Here is a 20,455-nt window from a genome sequence, read left to right on the forward strand (position 1 = left end):
CATGAAAAGCGTAGTGATTGAACAGCCGGGCCACCTGACGCTGGCCCAGCGCCCGCTGCCGCAGCCCGCCGACGACGAAGTGCGGGTCAGGGTCAGGCTCGCCGGCATCTGCGGTTCCGACGTGCATATCTATCACGGCCATAATCCGTTCGCCCGTTATCCGCGGGTGATCGGCCACGAATTCTGCGGTGTGATTGACGCCGTCGGCGCAAACGTCGATGCCGCCCGCATCGGCGAGCGCGTGACGGTTGATCCGGTGGTCAGCTGCGGCCACTGCTACCCCTGCTCGGTTGGCCGGCCGAACGTCTGCCATCAGCTGCAGGTGATTGGCGTCCACCGCGACGGCGGCTTCAGCGATTTCAGCTGCGTGCCGGCCGCCAACGCCTACCGCATCCCCGACACGCTCAGCGACCGGCAGGCGGCGATGGTGGAGCCGTTCACCATCGCCGCCAATATCACCGCCCACCTGCAGCCGACCGCGCGCGACGTAGCGCTGATCTACGGCGCGGGGCCGATGGGGCTGACGGCCATTCAGGTGCTGAAAGGCGTGTACGGCGTCCGTCAGGTGATTGTCGCCGACCGCATCGCCGCGCGGCTGGAGATGGCGTTCGCCAACGGCGCCGATGAGGTGGTCAATAACCAGCAGACGCCGCTGGCGGAGGTGCTGGCGCAGCGCGGTATCCGCCCGACGCTGATTATCGACGCCGCCTGCCACCCCGATATTCTGCCGCAGGCCATCGAGCTGGCGTCGCCGGCGGCGCGCATCGGCATTATGGGGTTTTCCGCCGAGCCGTGCGTAATCAACCAGCAGAGCATCACCAGTAAAGAGCTGTCGATCTTCTCTTCGCGCCTCAACAGCGCCCGCTTCCCGCAGGTGATTGAGTGGATGGCCGAGGGGCGTATCGCGCCGGAGCGGCTGATCACCCACAGCGTGGCGGCAGACGACGTAGAAGCGGCGCTGCACCTGTTTGAACACGATCGCCAAACCTGCTGCAAGGTACTGCTGCAGTTCGGCTGATAATGCCCGACATACCGAAATGGACCACAACGCACACGATTAAAACGACACCAAGTGGAGTGTTTGCCATGGTTAAGAACTTACGCTGGACCCTCGTACTCCTGCTGTTTCTGGTCTACATGATCAACTATCTCGATCGGGTGGCGCTGTCGATCACCGTACCGATGATCGAGCAGGATCTGCTGCTTAACGCCGAACAGTTCGGCATCATCTTCGGCAGCTTCTTCTTCGGCTACGCGATCTTCAACTTCGTCGGCGGCCTGGCGGTGGACAGGTTCGGCCCGACGCTGGTGATGGGGCTGGCGGTCGGGCTGTGGTCCATCTTCTGCGGCATGACGGCCTTCGCCAACGGCTTTTACTCAATGCTGATCCTGCGCGTGCTGTTTGGCATGGCGGAAGGCCCGATCTGCGCCTCCGCCAACAAGATGATCAACGGCTGGTTCCCGAAGAAGCAGGCGGCGACCGCCATGGGACTGCTCAGCGCCGGCTCGCCGCTGGGCGGCGCGGTAGCGGGGCCGATCGTCGGCTACCTGGCGCTGGCGTTCGGCTGGCGGCCGGCCTTTCTGATTATCTGTTCGGTCGGCATCGTCTGGATGCTGGTCTGGTTCTTTATCGCGGCGGACAGCCCGGAGAAAAGCAAACGCGTCAGTGAGGAAGAGCGGGCGCTGGTCAACACGCAGAAAGCCGCAGCCCACCACCCGGAAGAGGCGCTCAGCGCCGACGCGCACGGTCTGGGCTACTACCTGAAACAGCCGATCATTCTGGCGACCGCCTTCGCCTTCTTCTGCTACAACTACATCCTGTTTTTCTTCCTCAGCTGGTTCCCCGCCTATCTGGTGCAGGCGCATGGCCTGAATATCAAAGAGATGAGCCTGACCACGGTGATCCCGTGGATCGTCGGCTTTGTCGGCCTGGCGCTCGGCGGCTACATTTCCGACAAGATCTTCAACCTCACCGGCAAGCTGCTGCTGTCGCGCAAGATTGTGCTGGTGGTCAGCCTGCTGGCCGCCGCCGCGTGCGTGGCGCTGGCGGGCACCGTCAGCAGCGTGATGCCGGTGGTGCTGCTGATGTCGGTGTCGATCTTCTTCCTGTATATCACCGGCGCCATCTACTGGGCGATCATTCAGGACGTGGTGCATGCCTCCCGCGTCGGCGGCGCCAGCGGCTTTATTCATCTGGTCGGCAGCGTCTCCGGCATTGTCGGCCCGATCGTCACCGGCTACATCGTGCAGCACACCGGCAAATTCGACAGCGCCTTTATTCTGGCCGGCGGCATCGCCGCGCTCGGCGCGCTGCTGGTGCTGCTGGTGGTGCGCGCACCGCGCCCGCTGGCGCAGCCGCACATCTTAAAACCTTAAAAAAGAGAACGGCGCCCTGCAGCGCCGTCCGCCCACTGACCCTAGCGTACTGGAGCACCTGATGACCACCACCACGCACGGCGTCGACGCCGACGACCCGCAACCGCTGTTAAAACGCGTAGCCAGCGCCTCCGCCATCGGCACGGCGGCGGAATACTATGACTTTTTCGCCTACGGCACCGCCGCGGTGCTGTTTTTCGGCCAGCTGTTCTTCCCCAGCGCCGATCCGCTGGTCGGCACGCTGGCGGCCTTCGCCACCTACGCGGTCGGCTTTCTGGCGCGTCCGCTGGGCGGCATTGTCTTCGGCCATATCGGCGATAAGGTCGGCCGCAAAAAGGCGCTGGTGATCACCATTCTGATCGTCGGCCTCGGCACCTTCTGCATCGGCCTGCTGCCCACCTACGACAAGATCGGCATCTGGGCACCGATCGCCCTGATCCTGATCCGCGTGCTGCAGGGCTTCGGCGTCGGCGGTGAACAGGCCGGCGCTGTGCTGATGACCGCCGAATACGCCCCGCCCCGGCGGCGCGGCTTCTACGCCAGCTGGGTGCAGATCGGCGCGCCGGCCGGCTTTTTGCTGCCCTCCGCCCTGTTCGCCCTGCTGACCGCCCTGCTGTCGCCGGAGCAGATGCTGGCGTGGGGCTGGCGCATCCCGTTTCTGCTCAGCCTGCTGCTGGTGATCGTCGGGCTGTTTATCCGCCTGAAGATCGACGAGTCGCCGGTATTCACCCAGATCCGCGCCACCAAGGCGGTGGAGAGCCGGCCGGTGGTGGAAGTCGCGCGCGCCTATCCGGGCCTGATCGGCAAAGGCGTGTGCGCCAAACTGATCGAAGCCTGCGCGTTCGCCATGTTCACGGTGATCGTGCTGGCCTACGGCAAGGCCAACCAGCTGAGCGAAAGCATTCTGCTGGAAACGATGATCGTCGCGGTGGTGCTGGAGATTTTCGCCATCCCGCTGATGGGGCATCTGTCCGACCGGCTGGGGCGCAAACCGGTCTACATCGCCGGCGCGCTGCTGCAGGTGGTGTGCATCGTGCCGTTCTTTATGCTGCTTAACGTCGATAACTTCTGGCTGACCCAGCTGGCGATGATCGTGGTGCTGACCCTCGGCCACAGTATGTGCTACGCCCCGCAGGCGTCGTACTTCCCGGAGCTGTTTCCAACCCGCGTGCGCTGCAGCGGCATCGCGCTGATCTGGCAGATTGGCTCACTGGTCGGCAGCGGCATTCTCGGCCTGCTGGCGGTAAAAATCCTGCAGATGACCGGCGGCCACTATTACGGTCTGGCGGGCTATATGATGGTGCTGGGCGTGATCTCCGCCGTCGGCCTGTGGCTGATGCCGGAAACCGCCCCGCGGCGGCGACAGCAGGAGTATCAGGACTGGCGCCATTAACGGCCGCCTGCTCATCGCGCTTAGCCAGGATGCGTAAGGAGTACCGGTAAAAAAAAGCCCCGGGTATCGCCCGGGGCTTTGATGTCGTCATCCGATAAGCGTTAAGTCCGCTTTACGGTGCTGTTTTTGCTGCTGGTAGAAGTTCTCATGAGGCCCCACGCTTAATAGGTAAAGCTCCAGCTTATCTTCTACCCAGCTATAGCCCAGCAGAGTTAAGCGATTGTTCAGCTGAAATTTGTGCACGCGCAGGAATGATAAATCCCCTCTCTTTTGCTCACCAATGGTCGGGTTTGCAACGATCGTATCGATTTCATCTTCAACGATAGCCTGTAGCGCTTCAGAGAGTTTATCCAGAGCCTTGGCGAAACGACGGGTCTGATAGACCTCAATCTTTTTTTCGTTCTGTTCTTCTGACATAGCGCGATACCTTGTTGTTTTCGACCTCGCTTTTCGCCAGCAAAATTTCAAGTATGAAGCGGTATGTCAGATCTGGGTTGTCTTCGGCAATACGGCCGATTCTCGCCCAGTGCTCAATCTGTTTTGGCACGCTTCGACTTGAAGCTTCCGCATGGACCTTAACATCGCTAACGAAGTCGTCGTCTAAACGAATACTTGTAGCCATAGTCTTCACCCTCTTATACCTCTATGCAGAAAGAGCAAATTATCGCACAACGGTGCAAAATGCAACATTTTGTCGCATCATCTATTTCAGATAAAAAACCACTCGCCGGAGGGGCATTTTTTACCGCCGCTTGATGCTAGTATGGTGGCATGTGAATCATTGCAGATAACCGATCGTGCCATGTCTGAAAACTACAGCCTTACCAATACCTTGCCGGTGAATCAGCAAATCTACCGCTTCCTGCGGCAGGATATCGTCGACTGCACCATTGCGCCGGGCACGCTGCTGTCGGAAAAGGAGATTTCCAGCCGTTTCAGCGTGTCGCGCCAGCCGGTGCGCGAGGCCTTTATCAAACTGGCCGAGGCGGGACTGGTGCAGATACTGCCGCAGCGCGGCACCTTTGTGATGAAAATTTCCGCCAAGCGCGTCGCGGACGGGCGCTTTATCCGTCAGGCGGTGGAGTGCGCCATCGTGCGCCGGGTCGCCGCCGGCATTACGCCGCCGCAGCTGGCGCTGCTGGAGCATAATCTGCAGCGTCAGGCGCTGGCGGCCAACGGCGGACAGACGCGGGAGTTCCTGCTGCTGGACGATGAGTTCCACCGCCTGCTGACGCAGATCGCCAACTGTCCGCTGGCCTGGGAAACCATTGAAACCATCAAGGCCACCATGGATCGGGTGCGTTTTCTCAGCCTGAGCGAAGTGTCGCCGCCGGAAACGCTGATCCAGCAGCACTACCGCATTTTCGACGCGCTGAAGGCGCACGATCCGGACGCCGCCGAACGCGCCGTCCACGACCATCTGCAGGAGATGATTTACTCCATCACGCCGATCGCCCTGCAAAACAGCAGCTGGTTCGAGGTCGAATAATTCCGGGGGCGCACGCCCCCGCCGCGTGAGCCACGTAAATGGCATTTCCTCTCAATCGCATCTATTGTTTCTCCCTGACGATGCAAGTTCAGTAGTATCGTTCTTACAGTTTCAATCACCGCTTTTCGCGACGCCGGTGACCATCAGCACGACTTTCCGGCCCAGGGATTAGCTTTAACGGGAGTTCACCATGACTGATATTGCGCAGTTGTTAGGTAAGGAAGCGGAAGACCTGTTGCAACACCGCTGTACCACCATCCCCGCAGAGAATCTGTACCTGCCCGGCGGCGACTTCGTCGACCGGGTGATGATCGATAATAACCGCCCCAACGGCGTGCTGCGTTCGATGCAGACCCTGTTCAACCACGGCCGGCTGGCCGGTACCGGCTATCTGTCCATTCTGCCGGTGGACCAAGGCATTGAGCACTCGGCCGGCGCCTCGTTCGCCGCCAACCCGCTCTATTTCGACCCGAAAAACATCGTCGAACTGGCGATCGAAGCCGGCTGCAACTGCGTCGCCTCCACCTACGGCGTGCTGGCGGCGGTATCGCGCCGCTATGCGCACAAGATTCCGTTCCTGGTCAAACTGAACCACAACGAAACCCTCAGCTATCCGACCCAGTACGACCAGACGCTGTACGCCAGCGTTGAACAGGCGTTCGAGATGGGTGCGGTAGCGGTCGGCGCCACCATCTATTTCGGCTCCGAACAGTCGCGCCGCCAGATTGAGGAGATCGCCGCCGCCTTTGAGCGCGCGCACGAACTGGGCATGGTCACCGTACTGTGGGCCTATCTGCGCAATCCGGCGTTCAAGAAAGACGGCGTCGACTACCACTCCAGCGCCGATCTGACCGGCCAGGCCAACCATATCGCCGCCACCATCGGCGCCGATATCGTCAAACAGAAAATGGCGGAAAATAACGGCGGCTACCGCGCCGTCAACTTCGGCTATACCGACGACCGGGTATACGACCAGTTGACCAGCGACCACCCGATCGATCTGGTGCGCTATCAACTGGCCAACTGCTATATGGGCCGCGCCGGTCTGATTAACTCCGGCGGCGCCGCCGGAGAAAATGACCTGCAGGAATCGGTGCGCACCGCGGTGATCAACAAACGCGCCGGCGGTATGGGGCTGATTCTGGGGCGTAAGGCCTTTAAGAAATCGATGAAAGACGGCGTGGCGCTGATTAACGCCGTGCAGGATACCTATCTCGACGACAGCGTCACCATCGCCTGACGCCGCCGCACAAGCCGGGCAGCCCCGCCCGGCTTCATTATCTCCGCCTCCCGCCGCCGTGCGGCAAACTGTGATCCGTTTAAAAAAAATCGGCGTATCGCGTGTTTCATCCGCCAAACCACACTATATTTCCGCCTTGATTCATTCAGCAGGAGAAACTGATGGATAACGCGAGCACCCTGCTCACCTTCGCCCGTGAAACGCTGGAGATTGAACTGGCCGAAGCGCAACGCCTGCTGGCGCGGCTGGACGACAACTTTGTCCGCGCCTGCGAACTGCTGCTGAACTGCCGCGGCAAGGCGGTGATTTCCGGCATCGGCAAATCCGGCCATATCGGCAAGAAGATCGCCGCCTCGCTGGCCAGCACCGGGACGCCCGCCTTCTTCCTGCATCCGGCGGAAGCGCTGCACGGCGATCTCGGCATGATCGGCCCGAACGACGTGATGATCTTTATTTCCTACTCCGGCCGCGCCAAAGAGCTGGATCTGATCCTGCCACTGCTGGCCGAAAGCCGGATCCCGGTGATCGCCATTACCGGCGGCAACGCCTCGCCGCTGGCGCAGGCCGCCGCCTGCGTGCTGGATATCAGCGTCGAACGTGAAGCCTGCCCGATGGGGCTGGCGCCGACCTCCAGCGCGGTCAACACCCTGATGATCGGCGACGCATTGGCGATGGCGCTGATGCGCCAGCGCGGCTTCAACGCCGAAGACTTCGCCCGCTCACACCCGGGCGGCAGCCTCGGCGCGCGCCTGCTCAACCGCGTACACCATCTGATGCGCACCGGCGACCGGCTGCCGAAGGTACAGGAAAGTGCCGACGTGATGGCGGCAATGCTGGAACTAAGCCGCACCGGGTTGGGACTGGTGGCGGTGTGCGACGAACGGCAGAAGGTGGTGGGCGTCTTCACCGACGGCGACCTGCGCCGCTGGCTGGTGCAGGGAAACACGCTGGAGGATCCGCTAAGCCCGGCGATTACCCGCCCCGGCTATCGCCTGCCGGAACAGTGGCGCGCGGGAGAAGCGCTGGAAGCGCTGCACGAACAGCATATCAGCGCCGCGCCGGTGGTGAATGTCGAGGGGGAGCTGGTCGGCGCGCTTAACCTGCACGACCTGCATCAGGCCGGCATCGGCTGACCATCAGGGGACGGGCGCGCCCGTCCCTGCAAATTACGCTTACTGCCAGTCCGGGCTGTTTTCAAACTGCTGGCGCAGCAGCGCCTGCATATTGCTGTCCGGCTTGCCGAGCCACTGGTATTTGGCGTACTTTTTCGGGTGTGCCACCGCTTCCGGCCGGTCTTCCACTTCAACCCGTACGCCCCAGGCCTGCGACTTGTCCGCCTTGAAGGCAACGATCAAAAAGTTATTGCCGCAGTCGTGAGGCTTGCAGATATTGCCCACCTGATACTGCTGCCCCTGCCAACTGACCGTTTCCGCCGGCGTCGAGGTGCCGCTGCCTTTACGCGCCCAGCCCGGCAGCCGCGCCTGGCCCTTTACCATTTGCTGCCAGCTGCTCTGGTAACCCGGCTGCTGCACCAGATCCGCCGTGGTCACCACCTGCTGGGCAATGCTGCCGGCGCTGACGGCCAGCAGTGCGCCCAATAGCGTATAACGAAGTGTATGCATTCCTGTCATGGTCATTCTCCCTTCGAGAATCAATAAAGGCGTGGATCTCTTCAGACCACGGCAAGGCGAAAAAGTTGGCTCACCACCAGGCATGAAAATGGTGCACCGGACCGATGCCTTGGCCGACCTCCAGGCTGTCCGCCTGCTGCAGCGCGCGCTGCAGATAATCCTTCGCCGCCGCCACCGTCTGCGGCCAGTCGTCGTAACGCGGACGCAAGGCGGCCAGCGCCGCAGACAGGGTGCAACCGGTGCCGTGCGTATGGCGCGTGGCGATGCGCGGCGCGCTAAAGCGCTGCTCCGCGCCGCGGCTGAACAGCCAGTCCGGGCTTTCGTCTTCACTGAGATGGCCGCCCTTCATCAGCACCGCCTGGCAGCCCATCGCCAGCAGCGCCCTTCCCTGTTCGCGCATCTGCTGCTCATTGTCCGCCGGCGGGCAATCCAGCAGCGCCGCCGCTTCCGGCAGGTTGGGCGTGATCAGCGACACCTGCGGCAGCAGCTCACGCCGGATCGACGCCACCGCCTCCGGCGCCAGCAGCGGATCACCGCTTTTCGCCAGCATCACCGTATCCAACACCACAAACGGCGGCTGATAATGCCGCAAGCGCTCGGCGACCGCCTGTACGATGTCAGCATTGGCCAGCATGCCGATTTTCACGCTGTCGATACGCACGTCGCTCAGCACGGAATCCAGCTGCGCGGCAACAAACGCCGGCTCAATCTGATACACCGACTGCACGCCGCGCGTGTTCTGCGCCACCAGCGCGGTGATCACGCTGGTGCCGTAGGCGCCGAGCGCCGAGAACACCTTCAGATCCGCCTGAATGCCGGCGCCGCCGCTCGGGTCGGTGCCGGCAATGGTCAATGCGTTAATACGTTTCAGCATCACGCTTCCCCCTGCCAATGGTACAGCGCGTCGAGAAACGCGGGAGTAAAACTGCCCGGTCCGCCGGCCTGCCTGCTGGCCACCCCGCCGCAGTGCGCCATCACCCGGCAGGCGGCGGCGACGTGCTCCAACCGCTCGCCCGGCAGGCTGCAAAATGCCACCACCACCGCCGATAATGCGCAGCCGGTGCCCACCACCCGCGTCATCAGCGGATCGCCGCCGCTGACCGCCCAGCTGCGCCGGCCGTCGGTGATATAGTCGGTAGCGCCGGTAACCGCCACAACCGCGCCGCTGCGCTGCGCCAGCTGCTGCGCCGCCGGCAGTGCGCTCAGGGAATCCACCGTACTATCGACACCGCGCCCCGAAGCCTGCAGCCCGCTCAGCGCCATGATTTCCGACGCGTTGCCGCGGATTGCCGCCGGCCGCAGCGCCAACAGCCGGTTGGCAAACTCGGTGCGAAAGGTCAGCCCGCCGACCGCCACCGGGTCCAGCACCCAGGGCGTCGCGGCCTGATTGGCAGCTTCCACCGCCGCCAGCATTGACTCCGCGCGGGCGGCGGTCAGGGTGCCGATATTGATCAGCACGCCATCGGCCAGACGGCTGAACTGCGCCGCTTCGGACGGTTCAACCACCATCGCCGGCGACGCGCCCAGCGCCAGCAAGACGTTGGCCGTCAGCGTTTGCACCACGTCGTTGGTCAGGCAGTGAATCAGCGGGGAATGTTGTTTGAGCAGCTGTAAGCTGGCCGCGGCCGTTGCGCCGGGCAATTCATCAGGTCGAGCAATCATAGTTCTCCCAACCGGCGTTAAAGAAGGCGGGCGCCGGTCAGGACGCCAAGACTTCCCTACGCTGGTATTATCCAGATCAGGTAATACGGGTATTTCTCAGCCTTCACACCTCATGAAGGGCACCCCGAGTCTCCGCAGACTATCCCGCAAGGATAGCGACTGCGGCCACATCATACTCCGCCCCGCTCGGGATTCAAATCTTTCAGCTACGTATACATGACGCTTTCAGGACATTTTTCGCCAGATAACCTGGCACTAATCCCGATAATAATATTTAATTCATCACCAAAATAAATATAATAAAGATAAAATTAGGATAAATTCTGATAGCTTATTTTATACCTTCAAGAATTATCCTTAAAACTAACAAAACGTTGTAAACAGTATTTATAAGATAAAAAAAGAGGGTAATATTAAATAACGCTTTGGCCGTTCTCGCCAAAGTGCAGCTGTTGTATTTATAGACTATACATAGCCTTTTATTTTTAATAAAAAAGGAATTTATCATGAGAGAATTATCTAACGTTGAAGTTGAAGCGGTTTCCGGCGGTATTTTCGGTGGTATTATCAGCAATATCATCAACGCAGGCGTTGATACCCTGACCGGTATCGCAGGCAATATCGTCGGTAATATCGCCAATTCTATCGGTACCGCCGTAGGTCTGGGCATGGGTTTCCTGGACAAACTCGTCAACGCTTTCCGCCCAAGCCAGCCTAACCAACCGGCGCCAGACGCGCCAAGCGAAGCCGCTCGCCGCTAATTATTCACTGCCTGACAAGGATAACTAAGAGCTATGCAAAAATTAGTGCAAGATAAAGCAATGAGCGTTATTGGCGGCGCTTGGGGATGTACCGTAAGCCATAGTCTTTCCCCGTCCTCCCAAGGGCCGACCTGCTACCAGAGCGTAGGTTGCGTTGACAAATTCGGCAACGTCACCTCCTCCAGCAAGCCCGTTGAGCTGAATGAATGTGCGTCTCTCATTCCAAAGCCGTAATTATCCCAGCTTTTTTATCTACCTCATTTAATGTTTAAGGACAAACCATGAGAGAATTATCTAACGTTGAAGTCAATGAAGTATCAGGTGGTATCGTCGGTCTTGACGGTATCTTTGGCGGTATCTTGGGTGGCGTTGTGGGTTCCATCACTCAGGGGGCCGAATCCATCCTCGACAGCATCACCAATGCGGCCAAAGGCGTAGGCAAAATCTTCACCGACGGCGTATTTAACCTTGTCCGTGGTTTCTGGGAAGGTCGTTACACCAAGTAACGTCGCCAATATCAACCGGGCCGGCAGCACTGTGCTCATCGCCCGGTAACGCGCCTTATTTAAAGAGCAAATAGTTATATTTGCTCTTTTTTCTCTCTCTCGCCAACGGCATGATATTCCGGCATACTCAGGTGTCGACGCTACTCGATTTCCGCGCCTCCGCCACCGAGGGAACATGATGCAAATACGGCCATATCAAGAATCCGATCGTCCCTCTCTGCGCCGCTTATATTTGGCCGCACGTAAAACCGCCTTTCATTGGCGGGATACCCGCCATTACCAGTCGAAAGATTTTGATCGCGCCACGCTGGGGGAAGAGATTTGGGTGGCCGAAGAGAATGGTATACCGCTGGGCTTTGTTTCCATTTACCGGGCGGACGATTTCATCCACAACCTGTTTGTGGATCCGGCTCAGCAAACGCGCGGCGTCGGCAGCGCCCTGCTCAAGCAGGCAGAATCCACCTTCCGCACCACCGGCGCGTTAAAATGCCTGATCCGGAACGAGCCTGCCCTGCTGTTTTACCGGCGGCACGGCTGGCATATTGTCAGCCAGGGAGGAGAAGGCGACGACGCCTATTATCTGCTGCACAGCGCCGCCAGGTAGTTGCTTGGCCCGCAATTCCCCTTCACGCAGCACCGCTTCGATATTATTGCCATCCGTTATAAATCTTCGCCATGAGGGAACCCTCCCCACGCAATGATTACTCACTATGATAGCAATAATGAAACGTGGGCGGAGCGAACGGAGGGCAATTTATGGTCGGGTTAAATCCTGCGCTGCTTGGCGCGGCGGTAAGAGGCATCAGTCAGACTTTGCACCACCAGCGCCATGGCCTCGCCGGCCTGTCCCAGATGGCGGGACGCGCGCACGACCAACTGCTAAGCACACATTCTCAGGCGATGATGCGGCAGTTTACTCAGCCAAGCCCGCTGCGCCACGCGTTCTCAGCCAAACTCGGCGACGCAACGCACAAGTTCCGCCCCGGTGAACTGCCGGACATGTTTCTCTCCGCCGTCAAGCAGGGCAATAACGCGCTGCGCGCATTGCACCATACGGTAACCCACGGCCTGCAGGAGGCCTACGCCCACAGCGCCACCTTCCGCGCGGCGTTTAACCACGCCTATCGCGACGAGGTCAGATTCGGCGGCCATGCCCCTCACTGGCAGATCAATCCACAGGCTGCCGCCACCACGCCGGCGCATCAACCCTCCGCCAAGACGCTGGGGCTGAAACTGCTGCTTGAGGTGTTAAACGGCACCCCGCCCGGCTACGCCAGCGAACAGGGGCAACAGCCGTTGAGCAAGCGGCGCGCCCTGCTGCACGCGCTGCTTGAAGGGCTGACCGGACTGCCGCAGCATGAGAGCCTGCATGGCAAACCCCATCCGCGCGGGCCGCTGGTTGAGCTGTTGAATATTGTGGTGGATGAGATAGTGCGTCAGCTCGGCACGCAGGATCCCGCCTGCATCAGCCATCCGGCGCCGACCGGCGACGCTGAGCCGCAACGGCCGACGGACGCCAAAACAACGCCGCCGTCTGCCAATGCAACAACGACCGCTGCGCAGGAGGACGCTTCCCCGACGGCCCCCCCGGCAAAAACAGCGCCAGCGCCCCTAAGCCGCCCGACGGCAGACGCGCCGTCAGCACAGCGTCTGCAATCCTCTTCTCCCCAACCAGCCGCTGCCGCAGCAAACGGCGCCGCGTCCCACGCCTCACGGCCGGCAATCGCCGAAGATAACGAGCCGGTAGAAGAACTGACGCGGCCGGACCCGGAAGCTGGCGCTGCACGGGAAGCGTTTGGCCGCAAGGTGTTCGACGGGCTGATGCGGGAAGGCGGGGTCGCCTACCCGCACGACGCCGCCAACGCCACAAGAATGGGCCAGACCTTCCAGCGCAATATGGCGCCGCTGTTCAAACACGTAACGGGGCAGGAAAAAAGCGCCGCGGAGCTGCTGCATAAACTCCATGCGGAAGACAAAAAAACCGCAACCTTCCGCTTCGACCCGGCATTTCCGGGCAGTCTGCTGGCCGCCATGCAGGAAAAACGCGGCGATGCCAAAGCAGCCTGCCGCTTCTACCTGGTCATGGCGCAGGCGGCGGGCTTTAAGGCGCAGACCCACGCCTTCCCCGTCGCCGGCAATCTCAGCGTGCCGTCGGCCGGCCAGCCTGGCGAACATCATCGTCTGACCGAACACGCGGTGTTAAAAATCAGCGATGAGCACGGCAACAGCAGCTATTTCGATCCGTTGCTGGGCCGTGCGGTTAACCCGTTTCGCAGCGACAGCATGGAAAACTACCTGAACACCGCCACCCTCACCAACGACGAAACCGCCCATATTCGCGCGCGCCATCCGCAGGAAACCGCCGTGTATGGCCGCGGCATTATGGATGCGCTGATGAGGGCGGGCATCAGCACCTTCCCTGAACCGGGGCTGGAGGCCAAACAGCAGGAGGCGGGCCAACACATCCAGCGGGCGTTCGCCCCGTTGTTCAAACATACCCACGGCAAAGAGAGCACCCTGAGCCTGCTGCAAAAATTAGCGGACGAAAATAAACGCAGCCAGACCGTCCGCTTCAACCCGGCTGAAAGCCAGCGCGATATTTATGATATTGCGCTTGAACAGCAGGCCGACGCGGCCTCCATCAGCAAACTGTTTCAGACGCTGGCAAACAGCGCCGGCCACCATCAGGTTGAGCTGCATACCATTGATACGCCGCTGTCCATCGCCATGGGCGACAGCCCGGACATTCCCGGCGTGAAGCCAAATGCCAGATTCGAACTGCAAAACCATACCGTGTTAAAACTCAGCGATCCGCAGGGTAATACGCTGTTTTTCGACCCGGTTCTGGCACGCCGGGTCAACCCCGACGACACCCGCAGCCTGGCGGACTATCTGCGGGTATAAACGCGGCAGAACGGCCATATTCAGAGCGCCCGCAGCGTCATTTCCACGCCCAGCACGATCAGGCAAAGCAGAAAACAGCGGCGGAACAGCAGCGGTGAGATCACCCGGCGCAGCTTCTGCCCGGCAAACAGCCCCACCAACGCCGGCAGCACCGCCAGCGTCGACGCTCCCAGCGAACCGGCCTGGAAGGCGCCGTGCCACCATAGCCCCGCCGCCAGCGCCAGCGTCGAGCAGGTAAAAGAGATGCCCAGCGCCTGCACCAGCTCATCTTTTTCCAGCCCCAACGCCTGCAGCCAGGGTACCGCCGGCATAACAAAAACCCCGGTGCCGCCGGTCAGCATGCCGGTGACCAGCCCGACAAACGGCGAAAAATATTTCTCCCCGCGGGCGGAGACGGCATAAATGCGTCCTGACAGGGTCCATAAGCCATAAATAATCAGCGCCACGCCTAACGCCAGCTGCGTGCGGCTACTGTTGCCTGCCGCGATCCAGCCGCTGGTACAGAGCGTGGCCAGCGTCACCATCAACAGCATCGGCCACAGCCGGCGCAGCAGCGCCGCCGTATTGCCGCCGCCTGCCAACTGAAAGATATTCGTCACCAATGAGGGCAGCAACAGCATGCCCGCCGCGGCGACCGGCGAGATCAGCGCGCCCAGCAGCCCCATCGCCACGGTCGGCAGCCCCATGCCGGTCACGCCTTTCACCAGCCCGGCCAGCAGGAAAACCGCGCCGCTCAGCAGCAGCGTGGCGTTATCAAAGTCAGTCATGATGTCGCTCCCCACCGGTAAGGGAAAATAACGCTGCGGACGCGTTGGTGTTGATGGTAATGGCAAACATAACGGGCTCCTTTTTCCTTGGGATAAACATCCTGGCTCAAAGAACCCGGCCATACTTCGCTGCCGGCCGAAGTATGGCTGATAATGCGTGCGACAAGCCGATTTTTAGTGGAAACTGAAAATAAAGCGCGTGCGCACCGGAACACGCCGACAATCAACCAGGAAAGGTAACCTTATGCAGACAGAGAGCACATTGCCGCTCAAGGACCAGCAGCGCAATATCCTGCGCCTGGCGACGGCTCAGGCGCTGGCCGGCGCGAACTCGGTGGTGTTTTACGCCACCGGCGCGATTGTCGGCAACGCCATCGCGCCGGACGCTTCCCTTGCCACCTTCCCCATCACCATGTTCGTGCTGGGGATGGCGGCCTGTATCCTGCCGTTTGGCGTGCTGGCGCGCAAATATGGCCGCAAGGCGGCCTTTATGGCCGGTACCGGCGCCGGGATGGTCACCGGCCTGGCTGCCGCGCTGGCGGTCGTTATCGGCTCATTCGCCCTGTTCTGCCTCGCCGCCTTTTTAGGTGGCGCCTACGCCGCAGTGGCGCTGTCATTCCGCTTCGCCGCGACGGACGGCGTGGATAAAGCACGGCGCGCGCGGGCGCTGTCGCTGGTGATGGGCGGCGGCGTCGCGGCCGGCGTTATCGGCCCGATGCTGGTCACCAGCACCATGGATCTCTGGCCTCCCCACACCTTTGCCATCACCTACGTTGCGCAGGCGCTGGTCGCTGCGCTCTCCGCCTGGGTACTGACAGGCGTCAAAGCCGCCGAGCCGGTTGCCGCCGCCAAAAGCGGCGGCCGCCCATTGCGGGAAATTGTGCGCCAGCCCGGCTTTCTGCGCACGGTATTCAGCGGCGCCGTCACCTATATGATCATGAATTTCCTGATGACGGCCGCGCCGCTCTCAATGCATATGCACGGCATCTCTCAGCAGGCGGCCAATCTGGGCATTCAATGGCACGTTATTGCCATGTTCGGCCCCGGTTTTTTTACCGGCCGGCTGATTAACCGCTTCGGGGCGATGCCTGTGGCCGCCGCGGGACTGCTGATGACCGGGCTGTCCGTGGTCGTCGGGCTGAGCGGCACCGAGATTGCCCATTACTGGCTTTCCCTGATCCTGCTGGGTATCGGCTGGAACTTCGGCTTTACCGGCGCGTCGACAAAGATCATTGATTTTCACCGCCCGGAAGAGAAAACCCAGGTGCAGTCGCTGAATGATTTCGTGGTGTTTGGCGTGATGATCGTCGGCTCCTTCTCCTCCGGCGCGCTGCTGAATCTGTTTGGCTGGAATGCGGTATTGTGGGGATCGCTGCTCCCCGTCGCGCTGGCGCTGCTCACGTTGATCCCCGGCAGGCAGAAAGCCGTAGCGCGTGAGTAAGAGCTGACAAATCTTCTGAAGCGCAGGCGGCGCTGTAATGCCGCCTGATAAATACGATCCCGTTAATTAACGCGCATCAAGCTTAAAATTGATGATGTTAACTTATCTTAATCTAAGGAAGCCGCCGTTATGCGGCTGAATCCGGCTCGCCCAGCCCTTCTTTTTCACCGCTATCCGTCTCTTCCCACCACGCTCCCAGCGCATCAATCAGCGGCACCAACTGCTCCCCTGCCGGGGTCAGCGCGTAGTCGACACGCCGCGGGTAGCCCGCAAATTCCGTGCGATGAACGATGCCGGCATCCTCCAGCTTGCGCAGTTCCAACGTCAGCATCTTGTGCGAGATCGTCGGGTTATCCCGACGCAGCTGGTTAAAGCGTCTGGAACCATGCTGCAGGTAGTAGATCAGCAACGTCGGCCAGCGGCCGCTGAGAACCTGCATCACTTCTTCTATCGGGCAACGGGAAATCAGGTCTTTCATATCGGGGCTCGTGGTAACAAAAAAGTGCGTAATTTACTTACGGCAACCGGCTGCTACAGTAACACATCGCTGCGCAGCGCCATCACTCTCAATCCTGGAGAACCTAAGTATGGAACCAATTCTGCTATACGGCTTCCCGGCGGGAAGTTCTATGGGGCTTGTCGCTGCGTTTGAATGGCTGGGCCGCCCGTACCAACTGTGCCGCGTCGATATGTTAGGCGAAATGCGCGAGCCGGCCTATCAGCGCCTTAACCCGCGGGTGGAGACGCCGGCGCTGATCACCGAACAAGGAGAAGTGCTGACGGAAAACCTGGCGATCGCCGCCTGGCTGGTGGCGCGGGACAGCGCGCGCCGCATCAGCTTTGACCCGCAGTCGCCCACCGCCGGCCGTATGCACCAGCTGATGGCGTTTATCAACACCGGCTTCACCGCCGCCTTTAGCCCGCTCTGGGCGGCGATGGAGATGTCCCCGCCCAACCCGGTGATGAAGGATGTGCTGCAGACATGGGGCCGCGAGTCCGTGATCAAGCGTCACGACCAGCTCGAGGCGATGATCGGTGAGATGCCTTTTCTGCTCGCGGATCGTCCGACGCTGGCGGACGCGATTCTGATCGGCGTCGCCCGCTGGCTCGATATTCACCAGGTAGCCGCATCAACGCGCTGGCCGAAGCTGGCCGCGCTGAGAAGCCGCCTTGAGGCCGATCCTGCGGTGATCTATGCCACCGCACTGGAAAGCGGCGACATGCAGCCCGGCAACGGCGCTTGCAGCGGCCATATTGCGCTGCCGGAGGTGATCGAACGCTTTGGCGCCGCATAGCATGCCGCCGTGGCGGCAATAAAAAAGCCCGCGCTATCGCGGGCTGAATTAACCGATGCCGGACGGCAAGCGATACGCCGCTTATGCGCTTCCCGGCACCGGCGTGTTAAGCAGCTGCTGCTCCCCAAATTTCGACCAGTCGCCGTACTCTGCCCGGTCGGTCGCCGTCTGAACCGCGCCGCAAAAACTCGATTTATTCCGCAAGGACGGCTATATATTAACAGCGCCGTATTTTCTTATTTGTTTGCAATTAACCTTCTGTTTTTTATTCCTAATATAAGGCACCAGACAGGATGATGATAAACGATAACGTATTATTGATAACGGGCTCAGGGCGCGGTATTGGCGCTGCAACGGCATTATTGGCGGCAGAACGGGGTTATTCGATCTGTTTGAACTATTTAAACGATGAAAAATCCGCAGTTAACGTTCGCGATCAAATTTTAAACCAGGGCGGGAAATGCATCGCCATCCGCGCCGATGTCTCCGATGAGCGTCAGGTCATCGCCATGTTTGACGATATCGACCGCCAGTTGGGCGCCATTACCCATCTGGTCAATAACGTCGGCATCCTGAAGCAAAAAATGGCGATGATTGATATGGACGGCGAGCGCTTCCAACAGGTGCTGCTGACCAACGTCATGAGCCATTTTTACTGCTCGCGCGAGGCGATCAAACGCATGTCGCTGTCCCGCGGGGGGCGCGGAGGCGCCATCGTCAACGTGTCATCCGGCGCAGCGAAAAGCGGTTCCCCCTTTGAATACGTTGACTATGCCGCGTCGAAAGGCGCCGTCGATACCTTCACCACCGGCCTGTCGAAAGAGGTCGCCGCTGACGGCATCCGCGTCAACTGCGTGCGTCCGGGCGGCATTTACACCGATATCCATGCCGACGGCGGCGAGGCGCAGCGGGTGGACCGGATTGCCAAAAACTTCCCGATGCAACGGGGCGGCACGCCGGAAGAAGTCGCCTATGCCATTTTGTGGCTGCTGAGCGATGAAGCCTCGTTCGTCACCGGCAGTTTTACCGACCTGTGCGGCGGGGTATAAGCCACACAGGATCTTCACAAACTAACGGCCTCCCGCAGAGAAACCGAGATATCCCCCGGTTTCACGTTACCTTGCGCACCTCAGTCGCATTGGCCGCCAGCACGCCGCCGTCCCGCCCGGTCGGGGCCATTAAAGGAACCGGTTCGCCGGTGTGCTTATCAATCAGCAGCGAGTGCCGCTCGCCGCGTTCGAACAGATGCCGCTCCCCCCACTGGCGCAGCGCCACCACGACGGGAAACAGGCTTTCCCCCTTGTCCGTCAGCACATACTCCTGATACGCCGAACCGTCCGAAGCGCCCTGCAGGGCAAGCACGCCGGCATCAACCAGCTTGCGTAGCCGGTCGGAGAGAATATTCCGCGCCATCCCCAGACTGCGTTGAAAGTCGCCGAAGCGGCGCAGGCCGTCAAAGGCGTCGCGAACGATCAGCAGCGACCAGCGATCGCCGATCAGATCGACGCAGCGTGCTACCGGACAGGGTTCATCATGCATTGGTTTACGCGATGGCATAGCGCCTCCTCAGCGGCCGTTGGTTTTCTGGTTGCATTTTAAAACTGCCTGACTTAGCATTCAATCAGTTTCTTTTTGCAACCAGATTGCAAGGGCGTTGCTATGAAGAGTTCTGTTGCCTCACCGTTACCACCGGACAACGCGCTGACTCAGCCGGTGAAGATGCCCGGCAGTCTGGTGTGGTTGTTCGCCGTCGCCAGCGGGCTGAGCGTGGCGAACGTCTATTACGCCCAGCCGCTGCTCGACGCGCTGGCGCTGGACTTCGGCATCGGCCAGGCGGCCGTCGGCGGCGTGATCACCGCCACCCAACTCGGCTGCGCCCTGGCCCTGCTGTTGCTGGTGCCGCTGGGAGATCGGAGCGATCGCCGCCGTCTGATCGCCATACAGCTGTTTGCCCTTGCGGCTGCGCTGGTCGCGGTGGGTCTGGCGCGTTCCGCCCCCGCCCTGCTGGCCGGCATGCTCGCCGTGGGCCTGCTGGGCACCGCGATGACCCAGGGCCTGATTGCCTATGCGGCAAGCGCCGCTGCGCCCCATGAGCAAGGGCGCGTGGTTGGCGCGGCGCAAAGCGGCGTGTTTATCGGCCTGTTGCTGGCGCGGGTGTTTGCCGGCGGCATCAGCGATCTGGCGGGCTGGCGCGGCGTCTACCTGTGCGCCGCAGTGCTGATGCTGGCGATCGCACTGCCGCTCTGGCAGCGGCTGCCCCGCCTGCCGGTCGCGCCGCACAAGATGCGCTACCTGAGCCTGCTCGCTTCAATGTTGGCGCTGCTGCGGCAGGAAAAAGTGTTGCAGGTGCGCGGCATGCTGGCGCTGCTGATGTTTGCCGCGTTCAATATCTTCTGGAGCGCGCTGGTGCTGCCGTTAAGCGCCCCGCCCTATAACTTCTCGCACACCGCCATCGGCGCCTTTGGCCTGGCGGGCGTCGTGGGGGCGCTGGCTGCCGCACGGGCCGGGCACTGGGCCGACCGGGGATATGCCCAACGCACCAGCGCGGCGGCGCTTGCGGCGCTGCTGCTGGCCTGGTGGCCGCTGTCGCTGATGCCATGGTCGCTGGGCGCATTGATGATCGGCATTGTACTGCTCGATTTGGGGGGACAGGCGCTGCACGTCACCAACCAAAGCATGATTTTCCGTACCCGCCCCGAAGCCCACAGCCGGCTGGTCGGCCTCTATATGCTGTTTTACGCGCTCGGCAGCGGCCTGGGGGCTATCGGCACCACGGCGACCTACGCCTACGCCGGCTGGCAGGGCGTATGCCTGCTCGGCGCCGCGGTCAGCCTGCTGGCGCTGCTATTCTGGTGGGCAACGCGGCGTTATGGGGCGAACGGCAAGTGATGCCCGCAGGGGCTATAGCCGATCTTTAAGGCTGAGAATTTAAAAAACCGGCCCGGGGCCGGCATTCGTTATTGGCAGAAGAGGAGCAGCGTACGTTGACG

22 protein-coding genes and 1 riboswitch are annotated in these 20,455 nt (G+C 61.0%); of the genes, 14 read left to right on the forward strand and 8 right to left on the reverse strand.

Annotated features, from left to right (window positions below):
* Window position 1: 1 nt before the first annotated feature.
* The 3 genes from D781_RS15980 (at window position 2) to D781_RS15990 (ending at window position 3,769) form a co-directional block, all read left to right on the forward strand.
* Window positions 2–1,018, forward strand: coding sequence for a Zn-dependent oxidoreductase (locus D781_RS15980; RefSeq protein ID WP_015673370.1), 1,017 nt, complete (start codon window positions 2–4; stop codon window positions 1,016–1,018).
* A 68-nt stretch (window positions 1,019–1,086) separates the two neighbouring features.
* Window positions 1,087–2,376, forward strand: coding sequence for an MFS transporter (locus tag D781_RS15985; RefSeq protein WP_015673371.1), 1,290 nt, complete (start codon window positions 1,087–1,089; stop codon window positions 2,374–2,376).
* 61 nt (window positions 2,377–2,437) lie between these two features.
* Entirely contained in the window at window positions 2,438–3,769 is a 1,332-nt protein-coding gene (locus D781_RS15990) for an MFS transporter (RefSeq protein WP_015673372.1), read from the forward strand.
* Window positions 3,770–3,856: 87 nt separating this feature from the next.
* Here D781_RS15990 and D781_RS15995 read toward each other — a convergent pair whose 3' ends face one another.
* Together D781_RS15995 and D781_RS22945 are read right to left on the reverse strand one after the other, a co-directional pair.
* Window positions 3,857–4,186, reverse strand: a complete 330-nt coding sequence (locus tag D781_RS15995) for a type II toxin-antitoxin system RelE/ParE family toxin (RefSeq protein ID WP_015673373.1) — start codon at window positions 4,184–4,186, stop codon at window positions 3,857–3,859.
* Entirely contained in the window at window positions 4,155–4,391 is a 237-nt protein-coding gene (locus D781_RS22945) for a ParD-like family protein (RefSeq protein WP_015673374.1), read from the reverse strand. The genes D781_RS15995 and D781_RS22945 overlap by 32 nt, the downstream gene beginning before the upstream one ends.
* Window positions 4,392–4,571: 180 nt before the next feature.
* On the opposite strand from D781_RS22945, the gene D781_RS16000 reads away from it, so the two are divergent.
* The 3 genes from D781_RS16000 (at window position 4,572) to gutQ (ending at window position 7,631) form a co-directional block, all read left to right on the forward strand.
* Entirely contained in the window at window positions 4,572–5,258 is a 687-nt protein-coding gene (locus tag D781_RS16000) for a GntR family transcriptional regulator (RefSeq protein WP_015673375.1), read from the forward strand.
* Between the two features lie 190 nt (window positions 5,259–5,448).
* A complete protein-coding gene (gene fbaB / locus D781_RS16005; RefSeq protein ID WP_015673376.1) occupies window positions 5,449–6,498 on the forward strand; it encodes a class I fructose-bisphosphate aldolase in 1,050 nt (349 codons plus the stop codon).
* A 161-nt stretch (window positions 6,499–6,659) separates the two neighbouring features.
* Window positions 6,660–7,631 (forward strand): arabinose-5-phosphate isomerase GutQ, encoded by a 972-nt coding sequence (gene gutQ / locus D781_RS16010; RefSeq protein WP_015673377.1) that lies wholly within the window; start codon window positions 6,660–6,662, stop codon window positions 7,629–7,631.
* 39 nt (window positions 7,632–7,670) lie between these two features.
* On the opposite strand, the gene D781_RS16015 is transcribed toward gutQ, so the two are convergent.
* The 3 genes from D781_RS16015 to thiM all read right to left on the reverse strand — a co-directional run bounded on the left by D781_RS16015 (window position 7,671) and on the right by thiM (window position 9,791).
* A complete protein-coding gene (locus D781_RS16015; protein WP_015673378.1) occupies window positions 7,671–8,129 on the reverse strand; it encodes an inhibitor of vertebrate lysozyme family protein in 459 nt (152 codons plus the stop codon).
* A gap of 70 nt (window positions 8,130–8,199) precedes the next feature.
* A complete protein-coding gene (gene thiD, locus D781_RS16020) occupies window positions 8,200–9,000 on the reverse strand; it encodes a bifunctional hydroxymethylpyrimidine kinase/phosphomethylpyrimidine kinase (protein WP_041412180.1) in 801 nt (266 codons plus the stop codon).
* 2 nt (window positions 9,001–9,002) lie between these two features.
* The gene (gene thiM, locus D781_RS16025) at window positions 9,003–9,791 is read right to left on the reverse strand and encodes a hydroxyethylthiazole kinase (RefSeq protein ID WP_015673380.1); all 789 of its coding nucleotides are present in this window, start codon (window positions 9,789–9,791) and stop codon (window positions 9,003–9,005) included.
* A gap of 36 nt (window positions 9,792–9,827) precedes the next feature.
* Window positions 9,828–9,928: riboswitch (TPP riboswitch) on the reverse strand.
* Window positions 9,929–10,297: 369 nt separating this feature from the next.
* Here thiM and D781_RS16030 point away from each other — a divergent pair.
* The 4 genes from D781_RS16030 (at window position 10,298) to D781_RS16045 (ending at window position 13,962) form a co-directional block, all read left to right on the forward strand.
* Window positions 10,298–10,552, forward strand: a complete 255-nt coding sequence (locus D781_RS16030) for a hypothetical protein (protein WP_015673381.1) — start codon at window positions 10,298–10,300, stop codon at window positions 10,550–10,552.
* A 281-nt stretch (window positions 10,553–10,833) separates the two neighbouring features.
* A complete protein-coding gene (locus D781_RS23715; protein ID WP_015673383.1) occupies window positions 10,834–11,058 on the forward strand; it encodes a hypothetical protein in 225 nt (74 codons plus the stop codon).
* Between the two features lie 178 nt (window positions 11,059–11,236).
* Window positions 11,237–11,662 carry a GNAT family N-acetyltransferase gene (locus D781_RS16040; RefSeq protein WP_015673384.1) on the forward strand — a complete coding sequence of 142 codons (426 nt, stop codon included), beginning with the start codon at window positions 11,237–11,239 and terminating at the stop codon, window positions 11,660–11,662.
* Between the two features lie 152 nt (window positions 11,663–11,814).
* The gene (locus D781_RS16045; RefSeq protein WP_015673385.1) at window positions 11,815–13,962 is read left to right on the forward strand and encodes a PipA/GogA/GtgA family type III secretion system effector; all 2,148 of its coding nucleotides are present in this window, start codon (window positions 11,815–11,817) and stop codon (window positions 13,960–13,962) included.
* Window positions 13,963–13,982: 20 nt separating this feature from the next.
* Here D781_RS16045 and D781_RS16050 read toward each other — a convergent pair whose 3' ends face one another.
* Window positions 13,983–14,729 (reverse strand): sulfite exporter TauE/SafE family protein, encoded by a 747-nt coding sequence (locus D781_RS16050; protein WP_015673386.1) that lies wholly within the window; start codon window positions 14,727–14,729, stop codon window positions 13,983–13,985.
* Between the two features lie 244 nt (window positions 14,730–14,973).
* Between D781_RS16050 and D781_RS16055 the strand changes: the two genes are divergently transcribed.
* Complete coding sequence (locus D781_RS16055) at window positions 14,974–16,170, forward strand: MFS transporter (protein WP_015673387.1); 1,197 nt, start codon at window positions 14,974–14,976, stop codon at window positions 16,168–16,170.
* 127 nt (window positions 16,171–16,297) lie between these two features.
* On the opposite strand, the gene D781_RS16060 is transcribed toward D781_RS16055, so the two are convergent.
* Window positions 16,298–16,648, reverse strand: a complete 351-nt coding sequence (locus tag D781_RS16060; RefSeq protein ID WP_015673388.1) for a helix-turn-helix domain-containing protein — start codon at window positions 16,646–16,648, stop codon at window positions 16,298–16,300.
* 109 nt (window positions 16,649–16,757) lie between these two features.
* Between D781_RS16060 and D781_RS16065 the strand changes: the two genes are divergently transcribed.
* On the forward strand, window positions 16,758–17,465 hold the full coding sequence (locus D781_RS16065; protein ID WP_015673389.1) for a glutathione S-transferase family protein: 708 nt from the start codon (window positions 16,758–16,760) through the stop codon (window positions 17,463–17,465).
* 296 nt (window positions 17,466–17,761) lie between these two features.
* Window positions 17,762–18,514 carry an SDR family oxidoreductase gene (locus D781_RS16070; protein ID WP_041412181.1) on the forward strand — a complete coding sequence of 251 codons (753 nt, stop codon included), beginning with the start codon at window positions 17,762–17,764 and terminating at the stop codon, window positions 18,512–18,514.
* A 61-nt stretch (window positions 18,515–18,575) separates the two neighbouring features.
* Here the strand turns inward: D781_RS16070 and D781_RS16075 are convergent, their stop codons facing one another.
* Window positions 18,576–19,022 (reverse strand): helix-turn-helix domain-containing protein, encoded by a 447-nt coding sequence (locus tag D781_RS16075; protein WP_015673391.1) that lies wholly within the window; start codon window positions 19,020–19,022, stop codon window positions 18,576–18,578.
* 102 nt (window positions 19,023–19,124) lie between these two features.
* On the opposite strand from D781_RS16075, the gene D781_RS16080 reads away from it, so the two are divergent.
* Window positions 19,125–20,354, forward strand: coding sequence for an MFS transporter (locus D781_RS16080; RefSeq protein ID WP_015673392.1), 1,230 nt, complete (start codon window positions 19,125–19,127; stop codon window positions 20,352–20,354).
* The last annotated feature ends 101 nt before the right edge of the window (window positions 20,355–20,455 follow it).

This window comes from Serratia sp. FGI94 (assembly GCF_000330865.1).
Classification (GTDB): domain Bacteria; phylum Pseudomonadota; class Gammaproteobacteria; order Enterobacterales; family Enterobacteriaceae; genus Serratia_B; species Serratia_B rubidaea.